We start from the raw sequence: 25,982 nt of genomic DNA, 5'->3' as shown, positions 1-25,982 counted from the left end.
GGCCGGGTCTGTTCAGGACCGGTGGGGCGCCTTGGGGTCGACGGGGAGACGGTCCGTGGGAAGACTCAGCTTGCCGAGTGAGGTCTCGACGGTCAGCTTGGGACCGTACGGGATGGTGTCGCGGCCACGGTAGCCATCGGGGCCGGGGTTCCACATGGTCACGACGTGGCCCTGGAGTGGATCGAGGACCAGGTAGTTGGCGATGCCCCGTGAGGCGTACCAGCAAGGCTTCAGTTCGTAGTCGCGGCGGACGCTTTCCGGCGACACCACCTCGGCCACGAACTCGATCAGGTCGGCCGGGTACGCACTGCGGTTCTCGGCCTCTGCCTCGGCCGGAATGACCGCGAGGTCGGGGCAGAACTCGTTGGCGTCGTCGAAGGGAAAAGCGACATCGCTCACGAGAGCCCACCCCGACGGCAGCTGGTCCTCGACGATGGACCACAGCCGTTGGATGGTCTTCCCATGGAACGGCCTGACCGGGTTCATCACGATGCTGCCCTCGACAATCTCCGTCAGATAGCCGGGGAACAAGTCCTCCAGCTTGCTGAGCTGCGAGTGCAGGCGGTCGATGCCCGAGACGGTCACGGTGGCCTCCCTGGGGTCCTGCCCTCGATGGTAGGCCGCACCGTAGCTACACGGTCAGGCCCCGAACCAAGAGATCAAGCAGCGCACACACGAACAGGGCAATCCCGATGAACCCGTTGACGCTGAAGAACGCCCTGTTCACGCGCGACAGGTCATGCGGGCGCACGATCGAGTGCTCGTAGAGGAACGCGCCGGCCACGATCAGCAGGCCCATCCAGAAGAAGGCCCCCGCGTCCGTGACCACGGCGTACCAGACGAACAGTCCCGTCGTCACCGCGTGGCAGACCCGCGCTCCCCAGATCGCCGCGGGGATGCCGAAGCGGGCCGGGACCGACATGACGCCGATCTCCCGGTCGGTGTCGACGTCCTGGCAGGCGTAGATGAGGTCGAAGCCGCCGATCCAGATGCCCACCGCGAGGCCGAGGATCACCGCGTCCCAGGACCAGGAGCCGGTGATCGCCAGCCAGCCGCCGACCGGGCCCATCGCCTGGGCGAGGCCCAGGATGGCCTGGGGGAAGTTCGTGAAGCGTTTGCCGTAGGGGTAGACCACCATCGGGATCACCGCGATGGGGGCGAGGGCCAGGCAGAGGGGGTTCAGCAGGGCCGCCGCGCCCAGGAAGACCACCAGGGCGATGAGGGCGCCCGTCCAGGCGTGGCGGACCGACATCGCGCCGGTCACCAGCTCGCGCTGGGCGGTCCGCGGGTTCCGCGCGTCGATCTCGCGGTCGATGATCCGGTTCACCGCCATGGCGAACGTGCGCAGACCCACCATGCAGATGGTGACCAGCAGCAGCCGGCCCCAGTGGATGTTCTTGTCCCACTGGAACATCGCGGTGAGCGCGGCGATGTACGCGAAGGGCAGCGCGAACACCGAGTGCTCGATCATGACGAGGCGGAGGAACGCCTTGGTCCGTCCTGGCTGCGGAATCGCGGCGGAGGCGCTGCTCACAGTCCGTACTCCTTCCAGCGGCGGTCGACCTTCGCCGCCGTCTCGGGGTCGGACTCCACCATGTCCGGCCAGCCGCCGTCGCGGGTGTAGCCCTCCTCGGGCCACTTCTTCGTCGCGTCGATCCCCGCCTTGCCGCCCCAGAACTGCTGGTAGGAGGCGTGGTCGAGGTGGTCGACGGGGCCTTCGACGACCGTGAGGTCACGGGCGTAGTCGGTGTTGCCGAGGGCTCGCCAGGCGACCTCGTGCAGGTCGTGGACGTCGCAGTCGGAGTCGACGACCACGATCAGCTTGGTCAGAGACATCATGTGGGCGCCCCAGATCGCGTGCATCGTCTTCTGCGCGTGCTTGGGGTACTTCTTGTCGATCGAGACGATCGCGCAGTTATGGAAGCCGCCCGCTTCCGGCAGGTGGTAGTCCACGATGTCCGGGACGATGATCTTCAGCAGGGGGAGGAAGAAGCGTTCCGTCGCCCGGCCGAGGGGTCCGTCCTCCGTCGGAGGCCTGCCCACGACGATCGACTGGAGCAGGGGGCGACGGCGCATCGTCACGCAGTCGATCTTGAGGGCGGGGAAGGGCTCCTGCGGGGTGTAGAAACCCGTGTGGTCGCCGAAGGGGCCTTCCGGCAGCATCTCGCCGGGCTCCAGCCAGCCCTCCAGCACGACCTCCGCCTGCGCCGGGACCTGGAGCGGAACCGTCTTGCAGTCGACCATCTCGATCCGCTTGCCCGCGACGAACCCGGCAAAGAGGTACTCGTCGATGTCGCCGGGGAGCGGGGCGGTGGAGGCGTACGTCACGGCGGGCGGGCACCCGAAGGCGATCGCGACGGGCAGCCGCTCTCCCCGCCTCGCCGCCACCTGGTAGTGGTTCCGGCTGTCCTTGTGGATCTGCCAGTGCATGCCGATGGTGCGCTTGTCGTGGCGCTGGAGGCGGTACAGGCCCAGATTCCGTACGCCGCTCTCCGGGTCCTTGGTGTGGGTGAGCCCCAGGTTGAAGAAGGAGCCGCCGTCCTTGGGCCAGGTGAACAGCGCCGGGAGCCGGTCCAGGTCCACCTCGTCGCCGTGCAGCACGACCTCCTGCACGGGAGCGCCCGCCGACTTCACCTTCTTCGGCGGTACGTGCGTCATCGCGCCGAGCTTCCCGAAGGCCTCGCGGACGCCGACGAACCCGTGCGGCAGTTCGGGCTTGAGCAGCCCGCCGATCTTGTCGGAGATGTCGCCGTACGACTTCAGGCCCAGCGCCTTCAGCAGCCGCCGGTCCGTCCCGAAGACGTTCATCGCGAGGGGCATCGACGACCCCTTCACGTTTTCGAAGAGCAGCGCGGGACCGCCGGACTTCTGGACCCGGTCGACGATCTCCCCGACCTCCAGATACGGATCGACCTCGGCCTTCACGCGCTTGAGGTCGCCTTCGCGCTCCAGTGCCCTGAGCAGGGAACGAAGATCGTCGTAAGCCATGGGGTCAAGTATCCCCGAGCGGCTACCCTGGCCCTGAACCCGGGGGCCGTGCCCCCGGCACCGACGACCGTTTCGCTGGAGAGGGCCCATGCTCCGGGTGCTGATGTTCCTCGTGCCACTGGCGCTGAGCGTGTACGCGTTCATCGACTGCATCAGCACGAAGGACGACGACATCCGCCACATGCCCAAGCCGCTGTGGGCCATCCTCGTCCTGCTGTTCCCGCTCGTCGGCTCGATCTCCTGGCTGATCGCGGGCAAGAAGCGCAGCCCGGCCGCCGACGGCTGGTCCGGCATGCGGGCCGGCCGGGAGCGGCAGCAGTGGGTCGCCCCCGACGACAACCCGGAGTTCCTGAAGTCCCTGGACGAGGACGACGACGGCAAGAAGGACGACCGGAACAAGCGGGACGAGCCCTGACCCCGATGAGGTCATCGGCGTCCTCGACGGCTACAGGTCGCCGCGCAACACCAGGTCCAGCAGCCCCGGGAACCGGGCGTCGAACTCTTCCTTCCGCAGCCGGTTGACGCGCCTCGGTCCCTCGTCGCGCTGCTCCACGAGACCGGCTCCGCGCAGCACGGCGAAGTGATGGCTGAGGGCCGCCTTGCCGACGGGGACGTCGAAGCTGCCGCAGCTGCGGGACCAGACGTCGGACGCCGCCAACTCCCTCACGAGCGCGAGGCGTACGGGGTCGGCGAGCGCGGCGAGAGCGGTCTGGACGGAGACGTCGTCCGGGTGGGTGTGCTCGGGGGCGACCCGGTGGCTGGTGCCGCTGCGCTGGACCATGCCGTACCCCCTGACCTGTCGCCGGCTGGATCTGTGATCTGTGGATCTGCGGATCCGTGACCGGTTGCCGAGTGTTCGATGAAAACCATACACTCCCGAGTGTTCGATCCCTGTTGAACACTCAGATGAGGTGTGTCGTCATGCGTGCGGTCGAGGTGCAGGAGTACGGCGGTCCCGAGGTCCTCAAGGTCGTGGAGGCGGAGGTCCCCGAGCCGGGCCCCGGCCAGGTGAGCATCGACGTGGCGTACACGGGAGTGAACTTCGCCGATCTCAAGGCGCGTGCGGAGGGCTACCGGGTGGCGCGGCTGCCGTTCGTCCCCGGCCTGGAGGTCTCCGGGCGGATCAGGGCGGTCGGCGCGGGCGTGACCGACCTGGCCGTGGGCCAGGAGGTGACCGCTCTGACGGAGGGCGGCGCCTATGCGGACGTGGCCGTCGCGGGCGCGGCGACCGTCTTCTCGCTCCCCGAGGGGGTCGGCCTGCGAACGGCGGCGACGTTGCCGACGGTGCTGCCGACGGCGTACGCGCTGGTCCACGCCGTGGGCCGACTGCAGCCCGGCGAGACGGTGCTGGCGCAGGGTGCCGCGGGCGGCATCGGCACGGTGGTGGGCCAGTTGGCGAAGGCGGCGGGCGCCGGTGCGGTGTACGGCGTGGTGTCCGGCGAGGCCAAGGCGGCGTACGCCCGTGAGCACGGCTACGACGAGGTGTTCGTCGGCGACTTCGCGGAGGGGGTGCGGGCGGCGACCGGTGGCCGCGGGGTCGATCTGGCCCTGGACCCGGTCGGCGGCGACACCTTCCGGGCCTCCCTGGGCTCGCTCGCGCCGTTCGGCCGTCTGGTCTCCTTCGGCAACGCGAGCTCCGCCGGGCCGTGGAGCGTGGGGCAGCCCGAGCTGTATCCGCTCGGCGTCTCGGTGGGCGGCTTCTCCATCCTGACCTTGGCGAAGACCGCTCCGGCGGAGCTTCGCGCGCTGGCCGGGCGGGCGTTCGCCGCGGTGGCCGACGGGACGGTGTCCCTGCCGGTGACGGCGGAGTTCGGCCTGGAGGAGGCGGCCGAGGCGCACCGGTTGATGGGGGCGCGGGCCAGCACGGGCAAGCTGCTGCTGCGGGTGTCGGGGGACTGAGGGCACGGCGCCTACACGGCGTGGGCCTCGCACAGTTCCCTCAGGCGTGCCAGCTCACGCTCGGCGGCCGCGCGGTGGCCGAGGTCGAGGGCCATCGTGCCGCGCCCGTACGTGTAGAAGATGTCCTCACGGGTCTGCGGGTCCAGTCCTCGCACTCCGCACAGGGAGCGGAAATCGACATCCAGGAACAGCCTGGTTCCCGACATCCAGTTGCGGGTCTCGGTCGCCAGGTGGTCGCGCAGGACGTCCTTGAGGTGGTCGCGGGTCAGCGGGTCGGCCTCGTCGGGCCGGGGTTCTCCCGGGTGGTGCGGGTGCTCGGCGAGTTCGTCCGCCCATTCGACCAGCGTCGCCACGATGTCGTGGGCCGCGTCGAGGTCGGCGGGGTCCGACGCGAGCAGCTGCGCCGCCAACTTGCGGGCCGCGCGGGCTCGTTCGGCGTCGTCGGTACACGCGGCCACGAACGCGGCCAAGGCCCCGCCCCGCTGCCGCAGCTCGGCCACCTGCCAGGCCCACTCCATCACCGACCAGCCCATCAAGCCTCCCCACCCCGGCGCTCCTCGTGACCACCGAGCCAGGTCACCCAACACCGGCCGCCCACCGCCCCGCCACCGAATTACCGGGTCAGCCCGCTTCGGACGCCGGACGGCGAAGAGCGTGCGCGAAGCGCCGAGGGCGGCGAAGTCCCGGTCGGGAGTGTCGAGTTCGTCATCGACCCGGGCGAACAGTCTGCCCCCGGGGCGTGCGCCCGGGAGCTCGGGACTTCGGGTTCGACGACGGCTGCGGGTTGTCGGTGGTCGGCCGCGCAGTTCCCCGCGCCCCCGGGTCGGCTGCAGTACCGCATGCCATCAAGCTGAACCGCAGCCCCCCGGGCCCACACCCGACCACCCCGCGCAGCCCGAACCCACCGAGCTCCCGACTCAAAGACCGGCCCCCAGCCTTCAGCCCGTCACCGTCCCCGGCGCCCCCTCCGCCACCAGCCTCCCCCCGCCCGCCCCGCCCTCCGGCCCAAGGTCGATCAGCCAGTCGGAGGCGTGGGCCACGTCGAGGTTGTGCTCGATGGTGATGACCGAGTGGCCGGTGTCGACGAGGCGTTGGAGTACGGCGAGGAGGCGGGCGGTGTCGGCGGAGTGGAGGCCGGTGGTGGGCTCGTCCAGGAGGTAGAGGGTGCTGCCCGCCGCCTTGCGGCCCAGTTCCTTCGCCAGTTTCAGGCGCTGGGCCTCGCCGCCGGAGAGCGTCGTGGCCGGCTGGCCCAAGGGGAGGTAGCCGAGGCCGACGTCGGACAGGCGTCGCAGCCGGGCGGTGATCGCCGGGATGCCGGCGAACATCCCCAGGGCCTCGTCGACCGTCGCCTCAAGCACCTCGGCGATGTCGTGCCCGTCGTGGCGCACCGACAGCACCTCCGGCCGGAAGCGCCGGCCCCGGCAGCCCGGGCACCTCACCTCCACCGGCGGCAGGAAGTGCATGTGGACCGACAGCACGCCCGCACCCTCGCAGCGTTCGCAACGTCCGCCGGGGACGTTGAAGGAGAAGGCGCCAGGCGTCAGCCGCCCCCCGGAGCGGGCCGCGAACGTCTCCCTGATCGGCGTGAAGACGTCCGAGTACGTCGCCGCGTTCGAGCGCGGCAGCCGGCTGATCGGCTCCTGGTCGATGGTCACCACCTTGCCCAGGTGCTCCCAGCCTTCGATCCCGTCGTGCTCGCCGGGCAGGTCTCCCGCATTGTGGAAGTGCCTGCGCGCGGCCCGGCCCAGGATGTCCAGCAGCAGCGTCGACTTGCCCGACCCGGACGGCCCGGTGACGGTGACCAGACGGCCGAGCGGGATCCGTACGGTGAGGTCCTTGAGGTTGTGCGCCCGTGCCCCCCGTATCACCAGCGCCCGGTCGGCGTCCCCCCGCCCCTTCGAGGCGGGCGCCGACAGCCGCCCCGACAGATATGCCCCGGTCACCGAGGAGTTCGCGGCCCCCGAGCCCGCCCGCGCCACCTCCTCCGGCGTCCCCTGCGCCACGATCCGCCCGCCGTGCCGGCCCGCGCCCGGACCGACGTCCACCACGTGGTCCGCCGCCCGCAGCACGTCCAGGTCGTGCTCGATGACCAGCACCGTGTTGCCGAGGTCCCGCAGCCTGCGCAGCACGTCGACCAGACGGGCGGTGTCGGAAGGGTGGAGCCCCATGGTCGGCTCGTCGAGGACGTACAGCACCCCGGTGAGACCCGAGCCCAGCAGCGCGGCCAGCCGCAGCCGCTGTGCCTCGCCGGCCGACAGGCTCGGCGTCGGCTGCTCCAGGGTCAGATAGCCGACGCCGACGTCGACCAGCCGCCGTACGCGCTCCGTCAGGTCGGCGACGACCGGCTCCACGAACACCCACTCGTCCGGGGAGACCCGCTCGCGCAACCCGCCCAGCCAGGCGGCGAGTTCGTCGAGGGACGCGCCGGCCGCCTCGACGATCGTCAGCCCGTGCACGGTGACCGCCCGGCTCTCCGCCCGCAGCCGGGCGCCCCCGCACTCCCCGCAGACCTCCTTCACCAGCGCCTGCTTCTCCGTGCGCTCGCGGTACTCGGTGTCCTCGATGCGCTCGGCGTAGCGCCGCATCAGCGCGGTGGCGACGCCCTCGAAGCGTCCGGCGGTGACGGTGGCGGGCGGCTCGGCGTCCGGGAAGTGGCGGCGGAATTCCGGGCTCTCGACGCCATGGAACAGCAAGTCCCTTTCTCGGTCGGTCAGTTGGCTCACGGGGCGGTCCGTGTCGAAGGTGAACCCGTAGTGCCGGGCCGCCGCCCGCAGCAGCTGCACATTGCGCTCTACGGCCTTCGGGTGCCACCCCAGTACGGCGCCCTCCGCGACCGAGCGCTGCCCGTCGACCAGGCGTCGTACGTCCGCCCGGATCACCTCGCCGAGGCCGGTGCAGGCCGGGCAGGCGCCGGCGGGCTTGTTGAAGGAGAAGGAGCCCATCACCAGCTCCGGGACCGGTGTGCCGCAGTGCGGGCAGGGGACCTGTTCGCCCTCGGTGTCCTCGTCGTCGTACTCGTACGCGTGCGACGGCGGGACGTCCTTCCCGCAGCCGGGACACGGCCGTACCCCGATCCTCGACCAGAGCAGCCGCAGATAGGTGAACACCTCGGTGACCGTGCCGACGGTGGAGCGGGGGCTGCGGTTGGTCAGGTGCTGGTCGACGCTGATGGACGGGGACAGGCCGGTGATGGAGTCCACGGAGGGGCGGCTGACGAGGCCGGTGACCATGCCCAGCGACTCCATGTACTGCCGCTGGCCCTCCCGGTGGAGGGTGTCGAAGGCGAGGGTGGACTTGCCGGAGCCGGAGAGGCCGGTCATGACGACCAGCTTGTTCTTGGGAATCGCGAGGGTGACGTTGTCGAGGTTGTGCAGACGGGCGCCAGTGATGCGGATGCAGTCCTCCATGCCTTCAAGTTTTCCATTGAAGTGCTTGTGGAGACTTTGGCCGCATGCCTCCCGCACGACTCCCTGATGACATGGGGATTCCTGCCGCGTAACCTTCAACTCCCGTGAGGAACGACGACGAACGACTGCGGCCGGTCGACCTGGCCCGCCTCGCCGGGATCTCGACGCAGCAGGTCCGCAACTACGAGGAGGCCGGCGTCCTGCCCCCGGCCGCGCGCACCGCGTCCGGCTACCGGACCTTCACCGAGGTGCACCGGCGGGCGCTGCTGACGTACCGCGCGCTGCTGCACGGGTACGGGCCGGTGACGGCGACCGGGATCATGCGGGCCGTGCACACCGGTGACGTCCCGGCCGCGCTCGCCCTCGTCGACGCCGCGCACGCCGCGCTGCACGGGGAGCGGGCCGCACTGCGGGCGACGAGCGAGGCCCTGGAGACCCTGACCGAGGCGCCCCCGGCGGAGCTGCCGCGCTCCGGTCTGCGCATCGGCGAGGTGGCCGCGCTGCTCGGCGTACGGACGTCGGCGCTACGGGTCTGGGAGGCGGCCGGACTGATCGCACCGGAACGGGAGCGGGGCACGAAGTACCGCCTCTACCGCCCGGCCGACGTCCGCGACGCCCGTCTGATCCACACCCTGCGCCGCAGCCACTACCTCCTCGACCAGATCCGCCCGGTCCTGGACGGGCTGCGCCGGGAGGGCAGCACCGAGGCGCTGCGTACGGCGATCGCGACACGGGGCGAGATGCTGACGGCCCGCACGCGGGCGATGCTGTCCGGGGCGGGGCGTCTGGACGACTACCTGGAGTGCGTCGGCCGAAAGGCGTAGGGCAGAACATCCTGGTGCCGGTCCCGTCGTTGGGCCGGGCATGAAGATCATCGCTTCCGCCGCCGCTCTCGCCTGTGCGGCCCTGCTCGCCGCCGCCGTCCCCGCCTCGGCGGACGACGGGCCCATCGACTTCGGCATCTTCCAGGGTGTCAACGACACCAAGGGCTCGGGCTCCCCAGACAGTGCGTCGAGCTCGAGCGTCCCGAAGTCGGCCCTGGTCATGCTGGTGGAGGACCTGATGTCGCCCGGGCGGCAGTGACCGGACCTCGGACCCCGGAGCCGGCGCGGGAGAGGGCATGACCCCCGTCGGCCCCGAAAGGGCCTCGTCCTCGAACGCCGGACGCGCTGAATGATGCGGACCGGCGTCGAGAGACGGAGCCCCTTGCGGGTGGGTGGGGGCTCGGGATGGTGACGCCTCGTTCTCGAACGCCGGGCGGGCTGGATACGTTGCCCTCGTGTTGTGCCCACAGGAGAGTGGGAGGCATGGAGCTCTTGGAGCAGGCGACCGCTCGTACATGGCTCGGTACCGCCGTGGCCGAGGCGCGTGCCGGGCTCGGGGAAGGCGGCGTTCCCGTCGGGGCCGCCCTCTACGGCCCCGACGGGGCCCTCCTCGGCCGGGGGCACAACCGGCGCGTCCAGGACGGCGACCCGTCGATGCACGCGGAGACGGCCGCCTTCCGGGCGGCGGGACGGCAGCGGTCGTACCGCGGAACGACCATGGTGACCACGCTCTCGCCCTGCTGGTACTGCTCCGGCCTGGTCCGGCAGTTCGGGATCTCCCGGGTGGTGATCGGCGAGGCGGTCACCTTCCACGGCGGGCACGACTGGCTGGCCGAGCACGGCGTGGACGTCGTGCTCCTGGACGACGCCGAGTGCATCGCGATGATGCGCGACTTCATCGAGAACCATCCGGCCCTGTGGAACGAGGACATCGGTGAGTAAGCCACGTACGCCACGCATCCCCACGATCGACCTCAGGCCCTGGCTCGAAGGCGACGCGCAGGCGCGCGGGGCGATCGCCCGCACCGTCGACGAGGCCCTGCAGACGGCCGGGTTCCTCCTGGTCACCGGGCACGGTGTGGACCCGGCGCTGCGCGCGCGGATCCGGGCGGCGGCCCGTGCCTTCTTCGTGCTCCCCGGCGAGGTCAAGCAGGCCTACGAGGCCAAGGTCGGCGGCCGCGGCTGGCTCGGCCCCGGCGCCGAGGCCAACGGCTATGCGGAGGGCACCGAGACCCCGCCGGACCTGAAGGAGTCGCTGACCTTCGCGACGCACGAGCCGTTCGAGGACCCCGTCGTCAACGCCGAGTGGTACGCGCCCAACGTGTGGCCGGCCGAATTGCCCGAACTCCGGCCGCTGTGCGAGGAGTACCTGACGCGGATGGGCGAGCTGGAGAACCTGCTGCTCTCCCTGCTCGGCGAGGCGCTCGGCCTCGAACCCGACTTCTTCACCCGGCACATGGACCACCCGACGTACGGCTTCAACATCAACTGGTACCCGGGGACCGAGGTCGTCGGGGAACCCGAGCCCGGCCAGTTCCGCATCGGTCCGCACACCGACTTCGGGACGGTGACGATCCTCGACCGGCAGGCGGGCAAGGGCGGGCTGCAGGTCTACACGGACCCCGCGGACGGAGGCGGGGGCTGGGAGGACGCGCCGTACGATCCGGACGCCTTCACCATCAACATCGGCGATCTGATGGCCCGTTGGACGGGTGACCGGTGGCGGTCCGGGCGGCATCGTGTGCTGCCGCCGCCCGCGGACGCGCCCGCCGAGGAGCTGATGTCCCTCGTCTACTTCGGGGAGTGCACGCCCGGGACGCTGGTCGAGTCCGTGCCCGCGCCGGTGGGGCGGGTGGCGTACGAGCCGGTCGACTCGCATGTGTATCTGCGGGCGAAGCTGGACTCGATCACCGTCGGCTGACGCCGTCGGCCGGCCTGGGCTGATCACCGCGAACCGTTTCTGAGAAAGGGTTGCCTCGTTGGGCGAGATACCACCCTTTCGGGTGTGTCCCCCGCCGCGAATGGAGCCGCCCGTGCGAATCACTGACATCCAGCGCTGCGAGGTCCGGCCCGGACGTCTCGTCGAATGGACGCTCAGTCCGGCGACCGTCGCGAGGGCGACGGGTCTGCCGGAGGACTCCAGGCCGCCGGCGTACATCCAGGAGTCGCACATCAGAACCGCCCGGTCCGTGCGCGACGACGGCCTGTTCGTGCCGACCTGGCTCGGTACGGCGTTCGACCTTCCGGGCCGGGCCGACCTCGACGCGCTTCAGGAGGCGTTGCGCGGCTGGACGCTGCGGCACGAGACGCTGCGCAGCGGCTTCCGCTGGTCCGGCGAACCGGGCGACGAGATGCGCCGGTTCACGCTCGACGCCGACGCCGTGTCCCTGCAGCGCACGGAGGTCGGTGACTTCGCCCGCCCGGCGGACCTGGTCCGCCGCCTCCAGGACCGCTTCGACGTCACGGCGGACGCGCTGCGCTGGCCCAACCTCATCTACGCGGCCGTCGTCCGCTCCGACTCGACCAGCGTGTACATGGCCTTCGACCACAGCAACGTCGACGGTCACTCCATCCACCGCATCCCGGCCGAGATCCAGGAGCTCTACGCGGCGGCCGTCGCGGGCCGGGCCACGGAGCTGGCGCCGGTCGGCAGTTACGTCGACTTCTGCGAGATCGAGCGCACGGACGCGGACCGGATCGACGACAGCCACGAGATCGTCGACCGCTGGCGGGAGTTCGTCGGCCGCTGCGACGGCAGGCTGCCGGACTTCCCGCTCGACCTCGGCCTGGACCCCGACGGCGGGCTGCCCACCCAGCGGCTGCTGCGCGAGAGCCTCACGGACGCGGACACCGCCGCCGCCTTCGAGGCGTACTGCCGTCCCTACGGCGGCACCGCGGTCGGCGTCCTGGCCGCCACCGCCCTCGCCGTCCACGACATCGGCGGACAGGACGTCTACCGCACCGTCGTGCCCCTGCACACCCGGGTGAAGTCCCGCTGGTCGGACTCCGTCGGCTGGTACGTGGGCGGCGCCCCCATCGAGATCCCCATGACCGAGGCCCGCGACCTGCCCGGCGCCCTGCGGACGGTACGCGCCGCGCTGCACGCCAACCGGCACCTGGCCCGCATGCCGCTCGCCCGCGTGCTGCGGCTGCTCGGCACGGACTTCCGCCCCACCTCCCCCGACCTGTACTCGATCGTCTCCTACGTCGACGCCCGCGGCGTCCCCGGATCCGGGCGCTGGGCCGAGCAGAAGGCGTACGGGCTGATCAGGGTGTCGTACGGCGACCAGGTGTGCGCCTGGATCACCCGGCTCCACGAGGGCCTGTGGTTCGCGAGCCGCTTCCCGGACACCGACATCGCGCACAAGAACATGCGGCTGTACGTGGAGCGGCTGCGGGACGTCATCGTCTCCACGGTCCCGTCCTCGCGCCCGCCCGTTCCGGAAGCGCGCCCGTCAGCTTCGTAGGCGGACCCGGGGGAGGTGCTGGTGGGCGGACGGTTGCACGGGCGCGGAGCCCTCTTCGACGCGGAGCCCGCCGGTCTCGCCCCACGGCTCGTCGGACTGCGTCCGCACCAGCACCGGACCGCGAAGGTCGAGCACCCGCAGGAGCTGCCCCTCGTCGTGTTCACCGGTGCGCGCGGGCTCGGCAAGTCGGCGGTACTGCGGGAGCTGCGGGACGCCCGGTGCTGGTGTACGACAAGCCGGGCGACCCGTACACGACGACGCTGCAGAAGTCGTTCGAGAGGCTGCTGAAGGGGTCGCCGTACCAGCCGTGGGCGTTCACCCCGCCCGCCGACCGCAGCCAGGAGGGATCCACCGCCAACGACTTCCGGCAGATCACCCACCTCGTCTGCGACACCGCCGAGAACACCGACACCATCCTCTTCGCCGGACGCCACACCCAGCTGCGCCAGTTCATCAACGCGCTCGGCGAACGCGGCTGCCAGGACCGGGCGTTCACCCTGCTCACCGGCGACGAGGGCTCGTACCTCACCGGCGACAAGGACCTCGACCGGGACGCCCTCAAGCACAAGCTCTCCGTCCGCTGCACGGCCCTCGCGCACCCCGACGCCTGGCTGACGAACGACCCGCCCGCGACCGGCGGCTCCGCCGAGGACGCGAAGGTCCTGGCGGACCTCGTGCGGGCGGCGCGCGAGCCGGAGACGGAGGGCTCACAGGCACAGGGCGGGCAGCGGGTCGGGCCCATCGGTCCGGTCACCCTGGACGACGGCCAGCTGATCATCGCCTACGACGCGATGACGCTGACCTACCAGGGCATCCGCAAGGCCAAGCCGGACGGCAAGGACGCCCCGACCCTCGCCGACGTCCACGATCAGTGGGAGCTGATGACGGGCTCGCAGCGGGTGAACGGGGCGAGCGGCTGGATCTGCCTGGACAAGCACGGCAACCCGTACGACAAGGCCTTACCCATCGTGGAGGTCGCACCGGAGGGCCGCGCTTCGTCACCCTGGCCTGGTCCGACGGGAAGCCACCGGCGAAGGAGTGCCTGCCGCCGGCGTCGTAGCCGTCAGGGGTTCTCTTCGAGGGTCTCGATCAGCCGCTCGAACCGGGCCCGCCAGCGCTGCTCCGACTCCGTCTCGCCCTGGAACTCGTGCGTGAAGCGGAGGGCGGAGCCCTGCTCGCCGTCCCGTTCCAGGTGGAAGCGGAGCCGCCCGCCGCCCTCGACCGTGTACTCGGCGACCCGGTCCACGTCCCAGGCCGTGACCCGCCCGCTGCCCAGGTCACGCAGGGTGACCGCGCCGCCGAGGTGGGGTTCCAGGACGTCGGCGTACGTGAACCAGGCCGCGAGCCCCTCGGGGGTGCTGAGCGCCGGCCAGACCGTCTCCATCGACCGGGGAAGGCGCACCAGGAAGTGCAGGATGTGCGTGTTCCCGTGGGTCTGGCTGATGCCCTGTTCTACGGAACCGGTCATGACACCAGCCTGACCCCACCGGGAACGAAATGCACCCCTTACGGCCGCTGACCTGCGCCGTGTCAGACCCCGGCGTAGGAGTGCTTGCCGGAGACGAAGATGTTGACGCCGTAGTAGTTGAACAGCCAGCAGCCGAAGGCGATGAGGGCCAGGTAGGCGGCCTTGCGGCCCTTCCAGCCGGCCGTGGCGCGGGCGTGCAGGTAGCAGGCGTAGGCGATCCAGGTGATGAAGGACCAGGTCTCCTTCGGGTCCCAGCCCCAGTAGCGGCCCCACGCGTCGCCCGCCCAGATCGCGCCCGCGATGATCGTGAACGTCCACAGCGGGAAGACGGCGGCGTTGACGCGGTAGGAGAACTTGTCGAGGGACGCCGAGGCGGGCAGCCGGTCGAGGACGGAGTTCGCGAAGCGGCCCGGGGTGCCGCCGTTCGCCAGCTTGTTCTCGTAGCTGTCCTTGAAGAGGTAGAGCAGCGTAGAGACGGCGCCGACGTAGAACACCGCGCCGCAGAAGATCGCCGTGGAGACGTGGATGTACAGCCAGTACGAGTGAAGGGCGGGAACCAACTGGTCGCTGGCGGTGTACAAGACAGTGACGGCGAGACCGAGATCGAGGAGGACCGTGGTGATCAGGAACAGCCCGAGCCAGCGCACGTTCTTCTTCAGCGCGAGCAGGCCGAGGTACACGCCGACGGCGACCGTGGAGAAGGTGATGTTGAACTCGTACATGTTGCCCCACGGCGCCCGCTGCACCGACAGAGCCCGCGCGAGCACACCGCCGAACTCGATCAGGAAGGCGAGGGCGGTGAGGGAGATGGCGATACGCCCGTAGAGGTCGCCCTGCTCGTCCCCACCGTGCGCCCCGGGCCCGTCCGGCACGTCCCGCTGCCCGGCCGTGGACCGCACGACGACCTTCGGCCGTTCCAGTACGGCGGTGGAGCCGCCCTTCTTCACGGTGACGGCGGGCGCGGCGGCCTTTTTGGCCTTCTCCGGGGTGAGCGCGGCGGCCGTACGGCCGACCTTGCTGCGGCTGCCGAGGAGCCATTCGGCGATGTACGCGAAGAAGGCCAGGGTGTAGACGGCCATCGACGAGTAGATCAGCGTGTTGCTGATGCTCGCGAGGTTTTCGTTGGTGGCGGCGGCCAGCTCGGTCGCGGCGGCGAGAGTCACTTCGTCTCAGCCCCTTCGGCGGGTGCGACTTGGGGGTCGGGGGTGGGGGTGTGGGCGTCGTCGTCCGAGTTGTCCCCCGGCGGGTCGTCGTCGGGGTCGGGTGCGCCCGGTGCCTGCTCGTACAGGGTCCCGGCGAGTTCGCCGAGTTCCTCGGGCACCTTGGCGGACTCGCTGCGGCCGAGGCCGGCCATCTCGACGACGGTGACGCCGTCGGCGCCGGTGGTGGCCCGCACCCACACGCGGCGGCGCTGGATGAAGAGCGAGGCGGCGAGGCCGAAGATCGCGGCGAGGGCACCGGCGAGCGCCCAGCCGCTGCCGGGCTGGCGGGCGACCTGGAAGCCGGCCCACTCCTTGATCTCCTTCTCGAAGGTGATCGAGCCGGCACCGTTCGGGAGCTTCATGGTCTCGCCGGGCTTGAGGTTCTCCCGGAGCTGCTCGCCCTTGGAGTTCTTGAAGCCCTTCAGATCCTTCTTGTTGAGCTGGTACACGTTCTGAGGGAGGCCCGAGTTGACACCGAGTTCGCCGTGGTAGGCCTCGAGGTTGAGCACCGGATTCAGCAGCGCCGGGAACTGCGAGACGACCGCGGTGCCCGCGCCGCCGTACGACGGCAGGAAGAAGGCCTGGAAGCCGAGCTGGTCCCACTTGCCCTGGGCGTCGCGGTAGCCGTCCATGACCTTGATCGCGCCGGTGGAGGTGACGTTGCCGTCCAGGGGGAGGAGGGGTACGGCGTCGTGGAAGACGACCTTGCCCCTGCCGTCGCGGACCGTGATGACGGGGGCGTAGCCGTGGCTGACGAGGTAGACCTTCGAGTCGCCGATCGCCAGCGGCTCGTTGACCTTGACGGTGGTCCTCTTGTCCTTGCCGTAGGCGCCGACGCTGTAGGTGAGGTCGGCCTCGTAGGTGCGTGGGGTGCCACGGTTGGGGCCGGTCACCTCATAGGTGCCCTTGAAGTTCTTCAGGGTGAAGCTGAAGGGGTCGAGGTCGTCCTGGCTGAAGAGGCTGCCGGACTTGAAGTCGTCGTACTGGGTGAGGGTGTTGGAGAAGCCGTCGCCCTCGACGATCAGCTTGTTGCCCTCGGACTTGAACAGCTGGCCCCAGGCGAAGGCGATCAGCATCACGACCAGCGCGATGTGGAAGACGAGGTTGCCGACCTCGCGCAGATAGCCCTTCTCGGCGGCGACGGCGTCACCGGCGAGGTCGGCGCGGAAGCGGCGCTGCTTCAGCAGCGCGAGCGCGGCCTCGCGGACCTGCTCGGGTTCGGCCTCGGTGCGCCAGGTGGTGTAGGCGGGCAGCCGGGTCAGCCGCCGGGGGGCGGCCGGCGGGCGGCTGCGCAGCTGGCCCACGAACTGCCAGGTGCGCGGGACGATGCAGCCGATGAGGGAGACGAACAGCAGGATGTAGATCGCGGAGAACCACACCGAGCTGTAGACGTTGAAGAGGCCGAGCTTGTCGTAGACCGGCGCGAGCGTCTCGTGCGCCTTGCGGAACTCGGCGACCTTCGTCTCGTCGATGCCGGTCTGCGGGATGAGCGAGCCGGGGATCGCGCCGAGCGACAGCAGCAGGAGCAGCAGCAGCGCGACCCGCATCGAGGTGAGCTGCCGCCAGAACCAGCGGGCCCAGCCGATCACACCGAGGGAGGGAAGGTTCGCGATCTCCTCGGTGGGGGCGGTGGACAGCTGGGAGCCGGCGGCGCCCAGGTCCTGGTCCTCGGCCCGGCCCGGGGTGTTGTCCGTTGTGGTGTTGCTCATCGATCAGATCCCCACAGTGAAGCCGTTGGACCAGACCTGCATCTCCTGCACGATGCGGTCCCACGCGCCGGTCAGGAGCAGCACGCCGGTCGCGATCATCATGATGCCGCCGATGCGCATGACCCAGACGTAGTGGCGCTTGACCCAGGCGAAGGCGCCGAGGGCCTTGCGGAAGGCTACGGCAGCGAGCACGAAGGGGATGCCGAGGCCCAGGCAGTAGGCGACGGTCAGTATGGCGCCGCGGCCGGCGCTGGCCTGCTCGAAGGAGAGTGCCTGCACGGAGGCGAGGGTCGGTCCGATGCAGGGCGTCCAGCCGACGCCGAACAGCGCGCCGAGCAGCGGGGCGCCGACCAGCCCGGCCACCGGCCGCTTGTGGAAGCGGAACTCGCGCTGGGTGAGCCAGGGCATCAGCCCCATGAAGAAGACGCCCATGAGGATCATGAGCACGCCGAGCACCTTGGACAGGACGCCCTTGTTGTCCTGCAGCGTCTGCCCGAAGTACCCGAACAGGGCACCGCCGGAGACGAACACAACGGTGAAGCCGAGCACGAACAGCGAGGCCCCGGCGGCCATCCGCCCCCGCCGGGCGTCAGCGAGGTCGGTGCCGCTGACTCCGGTGACGTACGACAGATAACCGGGGACGAGTGGCAGGACGCACGGGGAGAAGAAGGAGACGAGGCCGCCGAGCACGGCGATCGGCAGCGCGAGCAGGAGGGCACCGTGCAGCACGGTGCCGTTGTTCTCCGCGGCGAGGGTGAACGCTCCGCTCACGTCACTTCTCCGCGAGAACGGGCTCGATCATGTCCCGCAGCGTCTCCTCGCCCAGGGGCTGCAGCGCACGCGCGGCGATCTTGCCGTCCCGGTCGATGACGAGCGTGGAGGGGATCAGCTGCGGGTTGAGCGTGCCCTTCTTGAAGCGGAGCATCAGCTTGCCCGTCGGGTCGTACAGGCTCGGGTAGGTGACGCCCTGCTCCTTCTCGAAGGCGAGCGCGGGGGTGGTGCTGGTGTCGCGGGTGTTGATGCCGACGAACTGGACGCCCTGGCCCTTGAGGTCGGTGTAGACCTTCTCGAAGTTCTTCGCCTCGAGCCGGCAGGGCCCGCACCACGAGCCCCACACGTTGACGACGAGGACCTTGCCCTTGTACGCGGTGGTGCTCAGCTGCTTGCCGTCGATGGTCTTGCCGGACAGCTCGGGGGCCGCGCCGCGCTTGCCCTGCGCGACCGTGGCGACGCCGTTGTTGCCGGTGACGAAGTTGGTGTCGCCGCCGCCCCCGGACGTTCCGCCCGAACTGCACGCGGACAAGGTCAGCGCGGCGACGGCGGCGCTGGTGGTGGCGAGCAGGGCGACACGGCTACGGGCGCGACGGGCGGCACTCATGTGAAAAGTTTCGCATGCCCGTTCTGGGGATCTTGCGCACCCCCCTCTCGGACGTAAACCCGCATTTCAGGCGGCGTTTTGCGGACTCTCGGAGGAGCCGGTGGAGGAACTGCTGGAGGAACTGCCGGAGCCGCCCTTCATGAACGTGTTCCAGCCCCCGGCGGGCTCCTGTCCCACGTCGAGCGTGCGCAGCCTGTCCAGCACCTCCGGCTTCTGTACGTCCATCCAGTCCACGAACTGCCGGAAGGAGACGAGCCGGATGTCGGCGCCCTTCTCCTTCTCCCGCGCGATGTGCTTGAGGGCTTCCTCGACGGCGTCCATGTATATGCCGCCGTTCCACTGCTCGAAGTGGTTGCCGACGAAGAAGGGTGCGCGGTTTGTCTCGTATGCCCGCTTGAAGCCCTGGATGTACGCCTGCGCGGACTGCTCACGCCAGGCCGGGTAGTTGTGGCTGGGCGCGTTGGTCGAGTTGATCGACTGGTTGGCGAGCATGTTGTAGTCCATGGACAGGACCTCGAACGAACGTCCGGGGAAAGGTATCTGCTGCAACGGCAGATCCCACAGCCCCTGCTTCTTCGTGGGCCACACCTGACGCCCGCCCGGCGACGACGCGTCATACCGCCAGCCCAGCTCACGGGCGGTGGGCAGCAGGTTGTCCTGGCCGAGGAGGCAGGGCGTGCGGCCGCCGACGAGCTCCTTGTCGTAGTCGAAGGGCAGCGACGGCAGATCGGTCCAGCCGCTGTTGGTCCGCCACTCCTTCACGAAGGACTTGGCCTGCTCGATCTCGCTGCGCCACTGCTTGGGCGTCCAGTTCCCGACGGTGCCGGTGCCGCCGCAGAAGTGGCCGTTGAAGTGGGTGCCTATCTCGTGGCCGTCGAGCCAGGCCTGGCGGACGTTCTTGAGCGTCTGCCTGATGTGGTCGTCGGTGAGGTAGCCGATGTCGGAGGCGCCGCGCGGGTTGTTCGGGGGGTCGTAGAGCCGCTTCTTCGACTCGGGCAGCAGGTAGAGCCCCGAGAGGAAGAAGGTCATGTGTGCCTCGTGCTGCTTGGCGAGGTCGAGGAAGCGCGGGAAGAGGCCGTTGCCGACCTCGCCGGCGCCGTCCCAGGAGAAGACGACGAACTGCGGCGGCTCCTGGCCGGGCTCCAGCGGCTCGGGCTTGGAAGGCTGGTGGGGCTGCTTGCCGGTGTAGGAGGTGGAGCCGTCGCCGATGGGGCGGGCGCGGTTGGCCTGGGTGCCGGGGTTGTTGTCCGAGCCCTTTCCGGAACCTCCACCCTGGTTCGACCCGTCTGACGACGTGAGGGTGCCGCAGCCGGCGAGTCCGACAGCTGCGGCCGTCCCCACGCCGAGCCCTATGAGTCCCCTTCGGCTGACATTGCGCATTGGTGCCCCATCCGTCGTGCTTGCCTGGTGGTCACCCAGTCAGAGGGCACGACGAACGGGGAGGTTCCTCCGGATCTCGGAGGATTCGCAACAAATGTCACAAACACGTCTTGGGCGCCGGTGTCACGCCCCGAAGGCCTTGTCCTTCCCCTTCACCGGCCTGGCACCGGCACGGAGATGGGCGGGCACGAGATCGATGGCGGGCTCGGTGTAGCCGACGGAGACGATCCTGTCGCCCTGGTACGTGAAGCTCGTCAGGGACGCGAGCGTGCACTGCCGCTTGCGCGGGTCGTGCCACAGCCGCCGCTTCTCGACGTACGACCGCACGATCCAGATCGGCAGCTGATGACTGACGAGAACGGCCTCGTGCCCGCGCGCGGCGTCCTTGGCGGCGTCGAGTGCGCCCATCATGCGGATGACCTGGTCGACGTACGGCTCACCCCAGGACGGCTTGAAGGGGTTGACCAGGTGCTTCCAGTTCTCGGGCCGCCGCAGCGCCCCGTCGCCGACCCCGAAGGTCTTGCCCTGGAAGACGTTGTCGGCCTCGATGAGCCGCGCGTCGGTCGCGAGGTCCAGCCCGTGCGCCTTGGCGATCGGCGTCGCCGTCTCCTGCGCCCGCTCCAGCGGGGAGGAGCAGACGTACGTGATGTCACGGGAGGCCAGGTGCTCGGCCACCCGGTCGGCCATCTGCCGCCCGAGCTCGGAGAGGTGGTACCCGGCGAGACGGCCGTAGAGGATCCCGTCCGGGTTGGCGACCTCGCCGTGCCGCATGAGGTGGACGACGGTGACGTCGCTGTTGTTGTCGATGTCGCGCTCGCTGTTGTTGTCGCTCTTGTCGGTGATGTCGCCGCTCATGCCGCCGTGGCCTCCGCCGCCGCTCGGGCCGCCGCCGGGAGGGCGTCGGCGATCCGCTGAACCGCCCGCTCGTCGTGGGCCGTGGACACGAACCAGGACTCGAAGGACGAGGGCGGCAGATAGACGCCCTGCGCCAGCATCGAGTGGAAGAAGGCGGTGAAGCGGAAGGACTCCTGCCGCTTGGCGTCCTCGTAGTTCTCGACGGCCCGGTCCGTGAAGAAGACGGAGAACATGTTGGAGGCGTTCTGCAGCCGGTGCGTGACGCCTTCCTTGGTGAGGGCCTCGGTGACCAGGGACTGGATGGTCGCCGACACGGCGTTGACCTTGTCGTACGCGGCCTCGTCGAGGAGCCGCAGCTGGGCGAGGCCGGCGGCGGTGGCGACGGGGTTACCGGAGAGGGTGCCGGCCTGGTACACGGGCCCGGCGGGAGCGAGGTGGGCCATGACATCGGCGCGCCCACCGAAGGCGGCGGCCGGGAAGCCGCCCCCCATCACCTTGCCGAAGGTCATGAGGTCGGGCCGGACCCCGTCGATGCCGTACCAGCCGGCGCGGCTGGTGCGGAAGCCGGTCATGACCTCGTCGGAGATGTAGAGAGCGCCGTTGCGCTGGCAGGCGTCCTTCAGTCCCTGGTTGAAGCCGGGGAGCGGCGGGACGACGCCCATGTTGCCGGGCGAGGCCTCGGTGATCACACAGGCGATCTCGCCGGGGAACCGGTGGAAGGCCTCGTGCACGGCCTCGAGGTCGTTGTAGGGCAGGACGATGGTGTCGCCGGCCTGGGCGCCGGTGACGCCGGGGGTGTCGGGAAGGGCGAAGGTGGCGACGCCCGACCCGGCCGCGGCGAGCAGCGAATCGACATGCCCGTGGTAGCACCCGGCGAACTTGATCACCTTGGACCGCTGGGTGAACCCGCGGGCGAGCCGGATGGCGGACATGGTGGCCTCGGTCCCGCTGGACACGAGCCGCACCTGCTCGAGCGGCTCGATCCGGTCGACCATCTCCTCGGCCAGGGCGACCTCGCCCTCACCGGGCGTACCGAAGGAGGTACCGCGGGAGACGGCGTCCTGGACGGCGGCGATGACCTCGGGGTGGGAGTGCCCGAGGATCATGGGCCCCCAGGAGCAGACGAGGTCGACGTACTCACGTCCGTCGGCGTCGGTCAGGTAGGGACCGGTGCCGGACACCATGAACCGGGGCGTACCGCCCACGGCACGGAAGGCGCGCACCGGGGAGTTCACGCCGCCGGGCGTGACGGCGGCGGCACGGTCGAACAGGGCCTGCGAGGCCGGTGCTTCGTATGGATAGGGCGATTCGCTCATGGGCCTGCGACTTCTCCGACCTTCTGTCGACTTCTCGGACTCCGATTGCCAGTGACCTCCTCAGGGTAGGCCAGCGGGAGGTGACGGCAGCGGGCCGCCGCTGACCGGCAGCGGTGCCGCCGCTGACCGGCAGCGGTGCCGCCGCTGACCGGCTGTGGGCCCGCCCTGACCCGGCATCCGACCTCCCCTCCCCCGCGATCTGCGAGACTGGTCGTGATACACACAGCTCATGCGGGGTGTGATGGTCGGGGACTGAAAAGATCCTGCGGACAGGTGTTTCAACGCACGTTTCGGCGGGCGGCCGTGGGGGAGGTCACTGACACGATGATCGGGTTGCGCGGCGGGGCCACGCGTCCTAGAAAAGCAGTCGGGTGGAGATATGCATCGCGGTGGCGGACTGGGCGAGGGGACTGATGACCTGGGTCCTCGACGTGCCCGGCGGGGAAGGCACCGGCGCGACGCGGAGGATTCGAACGAAGCACGCCAGGGACACGTAGTACCGGATATGCCTGGTACACCGAACGAGTCAGAGCGGGCCGACCGTCGCATGGATCGGCTGAGGGCGAGCAGGAATGGTGGTCGGGTGGGGGTGACGTACAAGTACTTCGGCGCGCCCGACGGCGCGACCGCGGCCCGCGTCCCGATCTCGATGCGCCCCGAAGAACTCGGCGGCGACGAACTCGGCATGAACGGCATGTTCACCAAGATCAAGCCGGAGACGATGGCCGCGATGGTCCTGACCGGCATCGAGGGCGTCCCGCTGCACAAGGTGCCGCCGCTGGAACTGGTCGTCCTGCACCCCGACTACGCGGTGGTCAAGCTGCCGATGACGGTGGTCGATCCGCTGCGGGGCATAGGAGAGGAAGCGGTCGGCGCGGCCGCCTTCATCTGGTCGACGGTGCCGGACCGTGGTGGGCCCCGGGATGCCTTCAATGTGTACCAGCTGCTGCACGAGTGGCAGGACTTCAGCCATCGGTTGCATGAGGCGGGGCATCAGCCGTACTGCTTGGTGTGGCCCTGAGCTGGGGCTTTGCCGGTTTTGGGCGGGGTTTTCGGACCCCGCCTTTGTCATATGCGCAGGAGCGCCGTCAGCCGGCCAAGAGACAGGCGCGTGTACGTCCAACGTGCAGCCCGCGACGGCCCGGGAAGCGTCGTCATGGGCGAGGTCTGCGGGCGTGGAGGACGAAGGCCGGGGGCGTGTTGCGCCATATGGTGCGGCTGGGGACGACTTCCTCGAAGCGGCCGGCCAGCAGGTCGCGGAACCGGCGGGCTGGGTGACGTCGGCCGGCGGGAGCTCCTTCATGCGGGCTGAGCGGAGGGTGCGGGTCGCCGTGTCCGTAGAGCCCAGTCGAGGGCGTCTTCCGCGGCCGCTTCCCAGCCGTCGTGGAAGGCGGTGCCGTGGTCCCGGCCGGGGTACTCCCGGTACTCGGTGAGCGCTGCGGAGCGGCGGTAACGGCGGTGGGTCTCGCGGACGACCGCCGCGGGCACGATGTGGTCGGCCGTGCCGACGACCAGCAGCAGCGGGGCACGGTCGGAGTTATGGCGATGGACCAGCCGCTCACGCACCCAGCGCAGCCCGCACCGCCTCGGCCCTCTCCTCCGTGAACACCCCACTGTCCAGCAGTGACAGAACGGAGAGCACCCCACCCGAGGAACCCCAGCTCCCCTCCTCGATCACACGGAAGTTGACCCACCAGGCCGGCGACGGCCTCTCCATCCCGCATGCCGCCGCCAGCGCGGCCAACACCCGCTCGATGACCTCGGCCCGGACCTCCGGCTGCCAGGCGGCGTCCATGACCGCCACGTCGATCACGATCACGTCGAGCTCCGGCCCGGCGTCCACCAGCAGCCGACCCCCGATCGCCATCATGTCCGGCTCGCGCTCGACGAAGTGCACCTGGAACCCGACCCGAGCGGCCGGTGCGAACTGCCCCACCTCGGGCACCAGCACGGCGTCCGTGAGCGTCTCGGCCAGCTCGCGGCGCTGCTCCAGGCTCAGGCGCCCCTTGGGTGTGTTCACGGTAATGATCGTCACGGCAGTCTCCTATGACAGTCGTTACAGACAGTGAGGACGGGCAGGCGACCCCAGTTCTATAACGACTGTCATACCGAGCTGCCGTACCGAGCTGTCATACCGAGTGGACGACCGTGATGTGGCGCTCGCGCCCAGGCGCCTCGACCTCGTCCACCACGGCGACGGCCAGATCCTCCGCACTGATCCACGACCGCCCGTCCGCGCCGGTGAGCAGCGTGTCGCCGCCGCGCCGATAACGCCCGGTCCGCTCGCCGGGCTCCAGCAGGGCCGGCGGGCTCAGGTACACCCAGTCCGCGTCGGCATGGGCCTGGCAGGCCCGCAGCTGCGCGATCCCGGCGGCGGCGATCGGCTTCAACTCGGCAGGCACGAAAGCGGGGTTGTCGGCGACCCGCAGGTCCCGGTCGCCAGGGCTGCGCAGTGCGCCGGCGCCGCCGACCACAAGGACGCGCATCCCGAGCGGTGCGGCGACATCCAGCACCGAGCGGGTGGCACCGACCAGGAACTCCTGGTCGACGGGGTCGGTCCGCACCGTCACCACCACCGCGTCCGCGCCTGCGGTGCCGAGCGCCTCGCGTACGGCGTGTGCGTCGTTGGCGTCGACCGGGACCGGCGTCACGTTCGGGCCCAGGCCCTCACCGGCGGGCTTCCGGGACAGGGCCAGCACCCGATGCCCGCGCGCACCGGCCTCGCTGATCACCCGGCCCCCGACCATCCCGGTGGCACCGAGCACGGCGATCGTCATGCCGCTCTTCATCGCGTCCATCCGCGTCGCACCCGTCCGTCGCGCTTCCGCCTGCACCGCGTCGATCTCCATCACATCCACCCGTCGCACTTCCGCCCGCACCGCGTCGATCTCCATCACATCCACCCGTCGCACTTCCGCCCGCACCGCATCCCCCCGTCACATCAACCCGCCGCACTTCCGCCCGCCCCCCTCAACCACGCCGCGTCCGCCCGTTCCCCCTCCGCCAGCGCCGCATCCACCCGCCTCAGATCCATCCATCGCGCTTCCACCGGCCCACACTCACCCACGCCCCATTCCGCCCGTTCCGCCCCTTCCGCATCCACCCCGACTTCGGCGCATTGAGCTGCGCCGCAAGCAAAGCGGCCAGCGCAAGGACGAACCCGGTGGTCTGCGGCAGGCTCAGTGACTCGCCCAGCGCGGCGCCCAGGGCGGCCGCGACCAGTGGAGACAGCAGCACCAGCGGGGCCGACGCACCGACCGGCAGCCTGCCGATGCCGCGGAACCACAGCATGTGCGCGATCAGCCCTCCCACGCTGCCGAGCCACAGGTAACCGACGGCCGCTGCGACGTCGATCCGCGGCGGCGCCCCCTCGACGGCCAGCGTGAGCGGGAGCAACAGCAGCCCCCCGGCGGTCAGTTGCCAGCCGGCCAGGGTCAGGGGGCCGACCCCCGCCTGCCGCCCCCACCGCTTCATGAGGACGATCCCGCAGGCCATCGCGGCCGTACCGCCGAGACCGGCCAGCACGCCCACGGCATCCAGCCGCGCCCGGGGCCCGAGCACGACGAGTCCGACGCCGATCACCCCGATCACGCCCCAGCTCCATCGCCATGCCGTCGGCCGGTCGTGCAGCACGGCGATCGCCAACCCGGCGACCAGCAGCGGCTGGGTGGCGCCGAGGGTCGCGGCGACGCCGCCGGGAAGTCGTTCGGCCGCCAGGAACAACAGGGGGTACAAGGCACCGATGTTGAGTACGCCGAGGACGGCGGCCTTCCACCACCAGTCCCCGCGCGGCAGCGCCCGGGTGAGGGCCAGGCCGACCAGCCCGGCGGGCAGGGCGCGCATCAGTCCGGAGAACAGCGGATGCCCGGACGGCAGCAGTTCCGTGGTCACGGCGTACGTCGTGCCCCAGGACGCGGGAGCGAGCGCGGTCAGTGCGACGACCGCCGCCTGCCGGGCGGGCGAGGCGCGCGGCGGGACCGGTGACCGCCCGGTCAGGGTCTGCGTGGTCTGCATGCGGTGAAGTCTCGGACGCGTCCCCCATGAAACCAACGCATGCTTGTCATCACAGCCATGAATCAGAACGATGAC

Annotated in this window: 26 protein-coding genes and 1 pseudogene; 9 read left to right on the top strand and 18 right to left on the bottom strand. The window is 70.4% G+C overall.

Translation table 11 applies throughout. The annotated features are described in order from the left end of the window. Positions 1-12: 12 nt before the first annotated feature. From ACZ7L6_RS23615 to ACZ7L6_RS23605, 3 genes are read right to left on the bottom strand one after another with little or no spacing between them, the layout of a single operon-like run. Positions 13-585 carry a Uma2 family endonuclease gene (locus tag ACZ7L6_RS23615; protein WP_471926996.1) on the bottom strand — a complete coding sequence of 191 codons (573 nt, stop codon included), beginning with the start codon at positions 583-585 and terminating at the stop codon, positions 13-15. A 46-nt stretch (positions 586-631) separates the two neighbouring features. Continuing rightward, positions 632-1,534 carry a menaquinone biosynthesis prenyltransferase MqnP gene (gene mqnP, locus ACZ7L6_RS23610; RefSeq protein WP_471926994.1) on the bottom strand — a complete coding sequence of 301 codons (903 nt, stop codon included), beginning with the start codon at positions 1,532-1,534 and terminating at the stop codon, positions 632-634. After that, positions 1,531-2,988, bottom strand: a complete 1,458-nt coding sequence (locus ACZ7L6_RS23605) for a menaquinone biosynthesis decarboxylase (protein WP_471926992.1) — start codon at positions 2,986-2,988, stop codon at positions 1,531-1,533. The genes mqnP and ACZ7L6_RS23605 overlap by 4 nt, the downstream gene beginning before the upstream one ends. Before the next feature lie 88 nt (positions 2,989-3,076). Here ACZ7L6_RS23605 and ACZ7L6_RS23600 point away from each other — a divergent pair, with 88 nt between their 5' ends. After that, positions 3,077-3,403: a PLD nuclease N-terminal domain-containing protein gene (locus ACZ7L6_RS23600; protein WP_471926990.1), complete on the top strand. Its 327-nt coding sequence runs from the start codon at positions 3,077-3,079 to the stop codon at positions 3,401-3,403. Positions 3,404-3,433: 30 nt separating this feature from the next. Here ACZ7L6_RS23600 and ACZ7L6_RS23595 read toward each other — a convergent pair whose 3' ends face one another. After that, positions 3,434-3,769 carry an ArsR/SmtB family transcription factor gene (locus tag ACZ7L6_RS23595; RefSeq protein ID WP_471926988.1) on the bottom strand — a complete coding sequence of 112 codons (336 nt, stop codon included), beginning with the start codon at positions 3,767-3,769 and terminating at the stop codon, positions 3,434-3,436. Positions 3,770-3,909: 140 nt separating this feature from the next. Here ACZ7L6_RS23595 and ACZ7L6_RS23590 point away from each other — a divergent pair, with 140 nt between their 5' ends. After that, on the top strand, positions 3,910-4,887 hold the full coding sequence (locus tag ACZ7L6_RS23590) for a quinone oxidoreductase family protein (RefSeq protein ID WP_471926986.1): 978 nt from the start codon (positions 3,910-3,912) through the stop codon (positions 4,885-4,887). Positions 4,888-4,898: 11 nt separating this feature from the next. Here the strand turns inward: ACZ7L6_RS23590 and ACZ7L6_RS23585 are convergent, their stop codons facing one another. Next, the gene (locus ACZ7L6_RS23585; RefSeq protein WP_471926984.1) at positions 4,899-5,420 is read right to left on the bottom strand and encodes a hypothetical protein; all 522 of its coding nucleotides are present in this window, start codon (positions 5,418-5,420) and stop codon (positions 4,899-4,901) included. 405 nt (positions 5,421-5,825) lie between these two features. Beyond that, positions 5,826-8,294 carry an excinuclease ABC subunit UvrA gene (gene uvrA, locus ACZ7L6_RS23580; RefSeq protein ID WP_471926982.1) on the bottom strand — a complete coding sequence of 823 codons (2,469 nt, stop codon included), beginning with the start codon at positions 8,292-8,294 and terminating at the stop codon, positions 5,826-5,828. Between the two features lie 104 nt (positions 8,295-8,398). Between uvrA and ACZ7L6_RS23575 the strand changes: the two genes are divergently transcribed. The 6 genes and pseudogenes from ACZ7L6_RS23575 to ACZ7L6_RS23550 form a co-directional block, all read left to right on the top strand. Further along, the gene (locus tag ACZ7L6_RS23575; protein WP_471926980.1) at positions 8,399-9,118 is read left to right on the top strand and encodes a MerR family transcriptional regulator; all 720 of its coding nucleotides are present in this window, start codon (positions 8,399-8,401) and stop codon (positions 9,116-9,118) included. 40 nt (positions 9,119-9,158) lie between these two features. Then, positions 9,159-9,377 (top strand): hypothetical protein, encoded by a 219-nt coding sequence (locus ACZ7L6_RS23570; RefSeq protein WP_471926978.1) that lies wholly within the window; start codon positions 9,159-9,161, stop codon positions 9,375-9,377. A 224-nt stretch (positions 9,378-9,601) separates the two neighbouring features. Beyond that, the gene (locus tag ACZ7L6_RS23565; protein WP_471926976.1) at positions 9,602-10,060 is read left to right on the top strand and encodes a nucleoside deaminase; all 459 of its coding nucleotides are present in this window, start codon (positions 9,602-9,604) and stop codon (positions 10,058-10,060) included. Beyond that, on the top strand, positions 10,053-11,039 hold the full coding sequence (locus ACZ7L6_RS23560; RefSeq protein WP_471926974.1) for an isopenicillin N synthase family dioxygenase: 987 nt from the start codon (positions 10,053-10,055) through the stop codon (positions 11,037-11,039). Before ACZ7L6_RS23565 ends, ACZ7L6_RS23560 begins: the two co-directional genes overlap by 8 nt. 112 nt (positions 11,040-11,151) lie before the next feature. Next, positions 11,152-12,585, top strand: coding sequence for a condensation domain-containing protein (locus tag ACZ7L6_RS23555; protein ID WP_471926972.1), 1,434 nt, complete (start codon positions 11,152-11,154; stop codon positions 12,583-12,585). 203 nt (positions 12,586-12,788) lie between these two features. Beyond that, a pseudogene (locus ACZ7L6_RS23550) lies at positions 12,789-13,645 on the top strand (hypothetical protein); the annotation flags it as partial. A gap of 3 nt (positions 13,646-13,648) precedes the next feature. On the opposite strand, the gene ACZ7L6_RS23545 reads toward ACZ7L6_RS23550, so the two are convergent. The 8 genes from ACZ7L6_RS23545 to hemL form a co-directional block, all read right to left on the bottom strand. Next, a complete protein-coding gene (locus tag ACZ7L6_RS23545) occupies positions 13,649-14,053 on the bottom strand; it encodes an SRPBCC domain-containing protein (RefSeq protein WP_471926970.1) in 405 nt (134 codons plus the stop codon). 62 nt (positions 14,054-14,115) lie between these two features. Next, positions 14,116-15,216: a c-type cytochrome biogenesis protein CcsB gene (ccsB, locus tag ACZ7L6_RS23540; RefSeq protein ID WP_471926968.1), complete on the bottom strand. Its 1,101-nt coding sequence runs from the start codon at positions 15,214-15,216 to the stop codon at positions 14,116-14,118. Further along, positions 15,213-16,964, bottom strand: coding sequence for a cytochrome c biogenesis protein ResB (gene resB / locus ACZ7L6_RS23535; protein WP_471926966.1), 1,752 nt, complete (start codon positions 16,962-16,964; stop codon positions 15,213-15,215). Before resB ends, ccsB begins: the two co-directional genes overlap by 4 nt. A gap of 3 nt (positions 16,965-16,967) precedes the next feature. Beyond that, positions 16,968-17,735 (bottom strand): cytochrome c biogenesis CcdA family protein, encoded by a 768-nt coding sequence (locus ACZ7L6_RS23530; RefSeq protein WP_471926964.1) that lies wholly within the window; start codon positions 17,733-17,735, stop codon positions 16,968-16,970. A gap of 1 nt (position 17,736) precedes the next feature. Then, positions 17,737-18,342 carry a TlpA family protein disulfide reductase gene (locus ACZ7L6_RS23525; protein WP_471926962.1) on the bottom strand — a complete coding sequence of 202 codons (606 nt, stop codon included), beginning with the start codon at positions 18,340-18,342 and terminating at the stop codon, positions 17,737-17,739. 66 nt (positions 18,343-18,408) lie between these two features. Then, positions 18,409-19,722, bottom strand: a complete 1,314-nt coding sequence (locus tag ACZ7L6_RS23520) for a polysaccharide deacetylase family protein (RefSeq protein WP_471926960.1) — start codon at positions 19,720-19,722, stop codon at positions 18,409-18,411. 123 nt (positions 19,723-19,845) lie between these two features. Then, a complete protein-coding gene (locus tag ACZ7L6_RS23515) occupies positions 19,846-20,577 on the bottom strand; it encodes a histidine phosphatase family protein (RefSeq protein WP_471926958.1) in 732 nt (243 codons plus the stop codon). After that, complete coding sequence (gene hemL / locus ACZ7L6_RS23510) at positions 20,574-21,893, bottom strand: glutamate-1-semialdehyde 2,1-aminomutase (protein ID WP_471926956.1); 1,320 nt, start codon at positions 21,891-21,893, stop codon at positions 20,574-20,576. The genes ACZ7L6_RS23515 and hemL overlap by 4 nt, the downstream gene beginning before the upstream one ends. A gap of 583 nt (positions 21,894-22,476) precedes the next feature. On the opposite strand from hemL, the gene ACZ7L6_RS23505 reads away from it, so the two are divergent. Next, the gene (locus tag ACZ7L6_RS23505) at positions 22,477-22,914 is read left to right on the top strand and encodes a hypothetical protein (RefSeq protein WP_003974483.1); all 438 of its coding nucleotides are present in this window, start codon (positions 22,477-22,479) and stop codon (positions 22,912-22,914) included. A 278-nt stretch (positions 22,915-23,192) separates the two neighbouring features. On the opposite strand, the gene ACZ7L6_RS23500 is transcribed toward ACZ7L6_RS23505, so the two are convergent. The 4 genes from ACZ7L6_RS23500 to ACZ7L6_RS23485 all read right to left on the bottom strand — a co-directional run bounded on the left by ACZ7L6_RS23500 (position 23,193) and on the right by ACZ7L6_RS23485 (position 25,907). Further along, on the bottom strand, positions 23,193-23,459 hold the full coding sequence (locus tag ACZ7L6_RS23500; protein ID WP_471926954.1) for an alpha/beta hydrolase: 267 nt from the start codon (positions 23,457-23,459) through the stop codon (positions 23,193-23,195). Continuing rightward, positions 23,452-23,928: a tautomerase family protein gene (locus tag ACZ7L6_RS23495; protein WP_471926952.1), complete on the bottom strand. Its 477-nt coding sequence runs from the start codon at positions 23,926-23,928 to the stop codon at positions 23,452-23,454. Before ACZ7L6_RS23495 ends, ACZ7L6_RS23500 begins: the two co-directional genes overlap by 8 nt. 94 nt (positions 23,929-24,022) lie before the next feature. Continuing rightward, the gene (locus ACZ7L6_RS23490) at positions 24,023-24,670 is read right to left on the bottom strand and encodes an NAD(P)-dependent oxidoreductase (protein WP_471927510.1); all 648 of its coding nucleotides are present in this window, start codon (positions 24,668-24,670) and stop codon (positions 24,023-24,025) included. 247 nt (positions 24,671-24,917) lie between these two features. Next, positions 24,918-25,907 (bottom strand): EamA family transporter, encoded by a 990-nt coding sequence (locus tag ACZ7L6_RS23485; protein ID WP_471926950.1) that lies wholly within the window; start codon positions 25,905-25,907, stop codon positions 24,918-24,920. Positions 25,908-25,982: the final 75 nt, after the last annotated feature.

The sequence above is a fragment of the Streptomyces sp. NPDC107522 genome (assembly GCF_055657525.1).
This window is presented reverse-complemented; position numbering and strand designations above follow the sequence as displayed.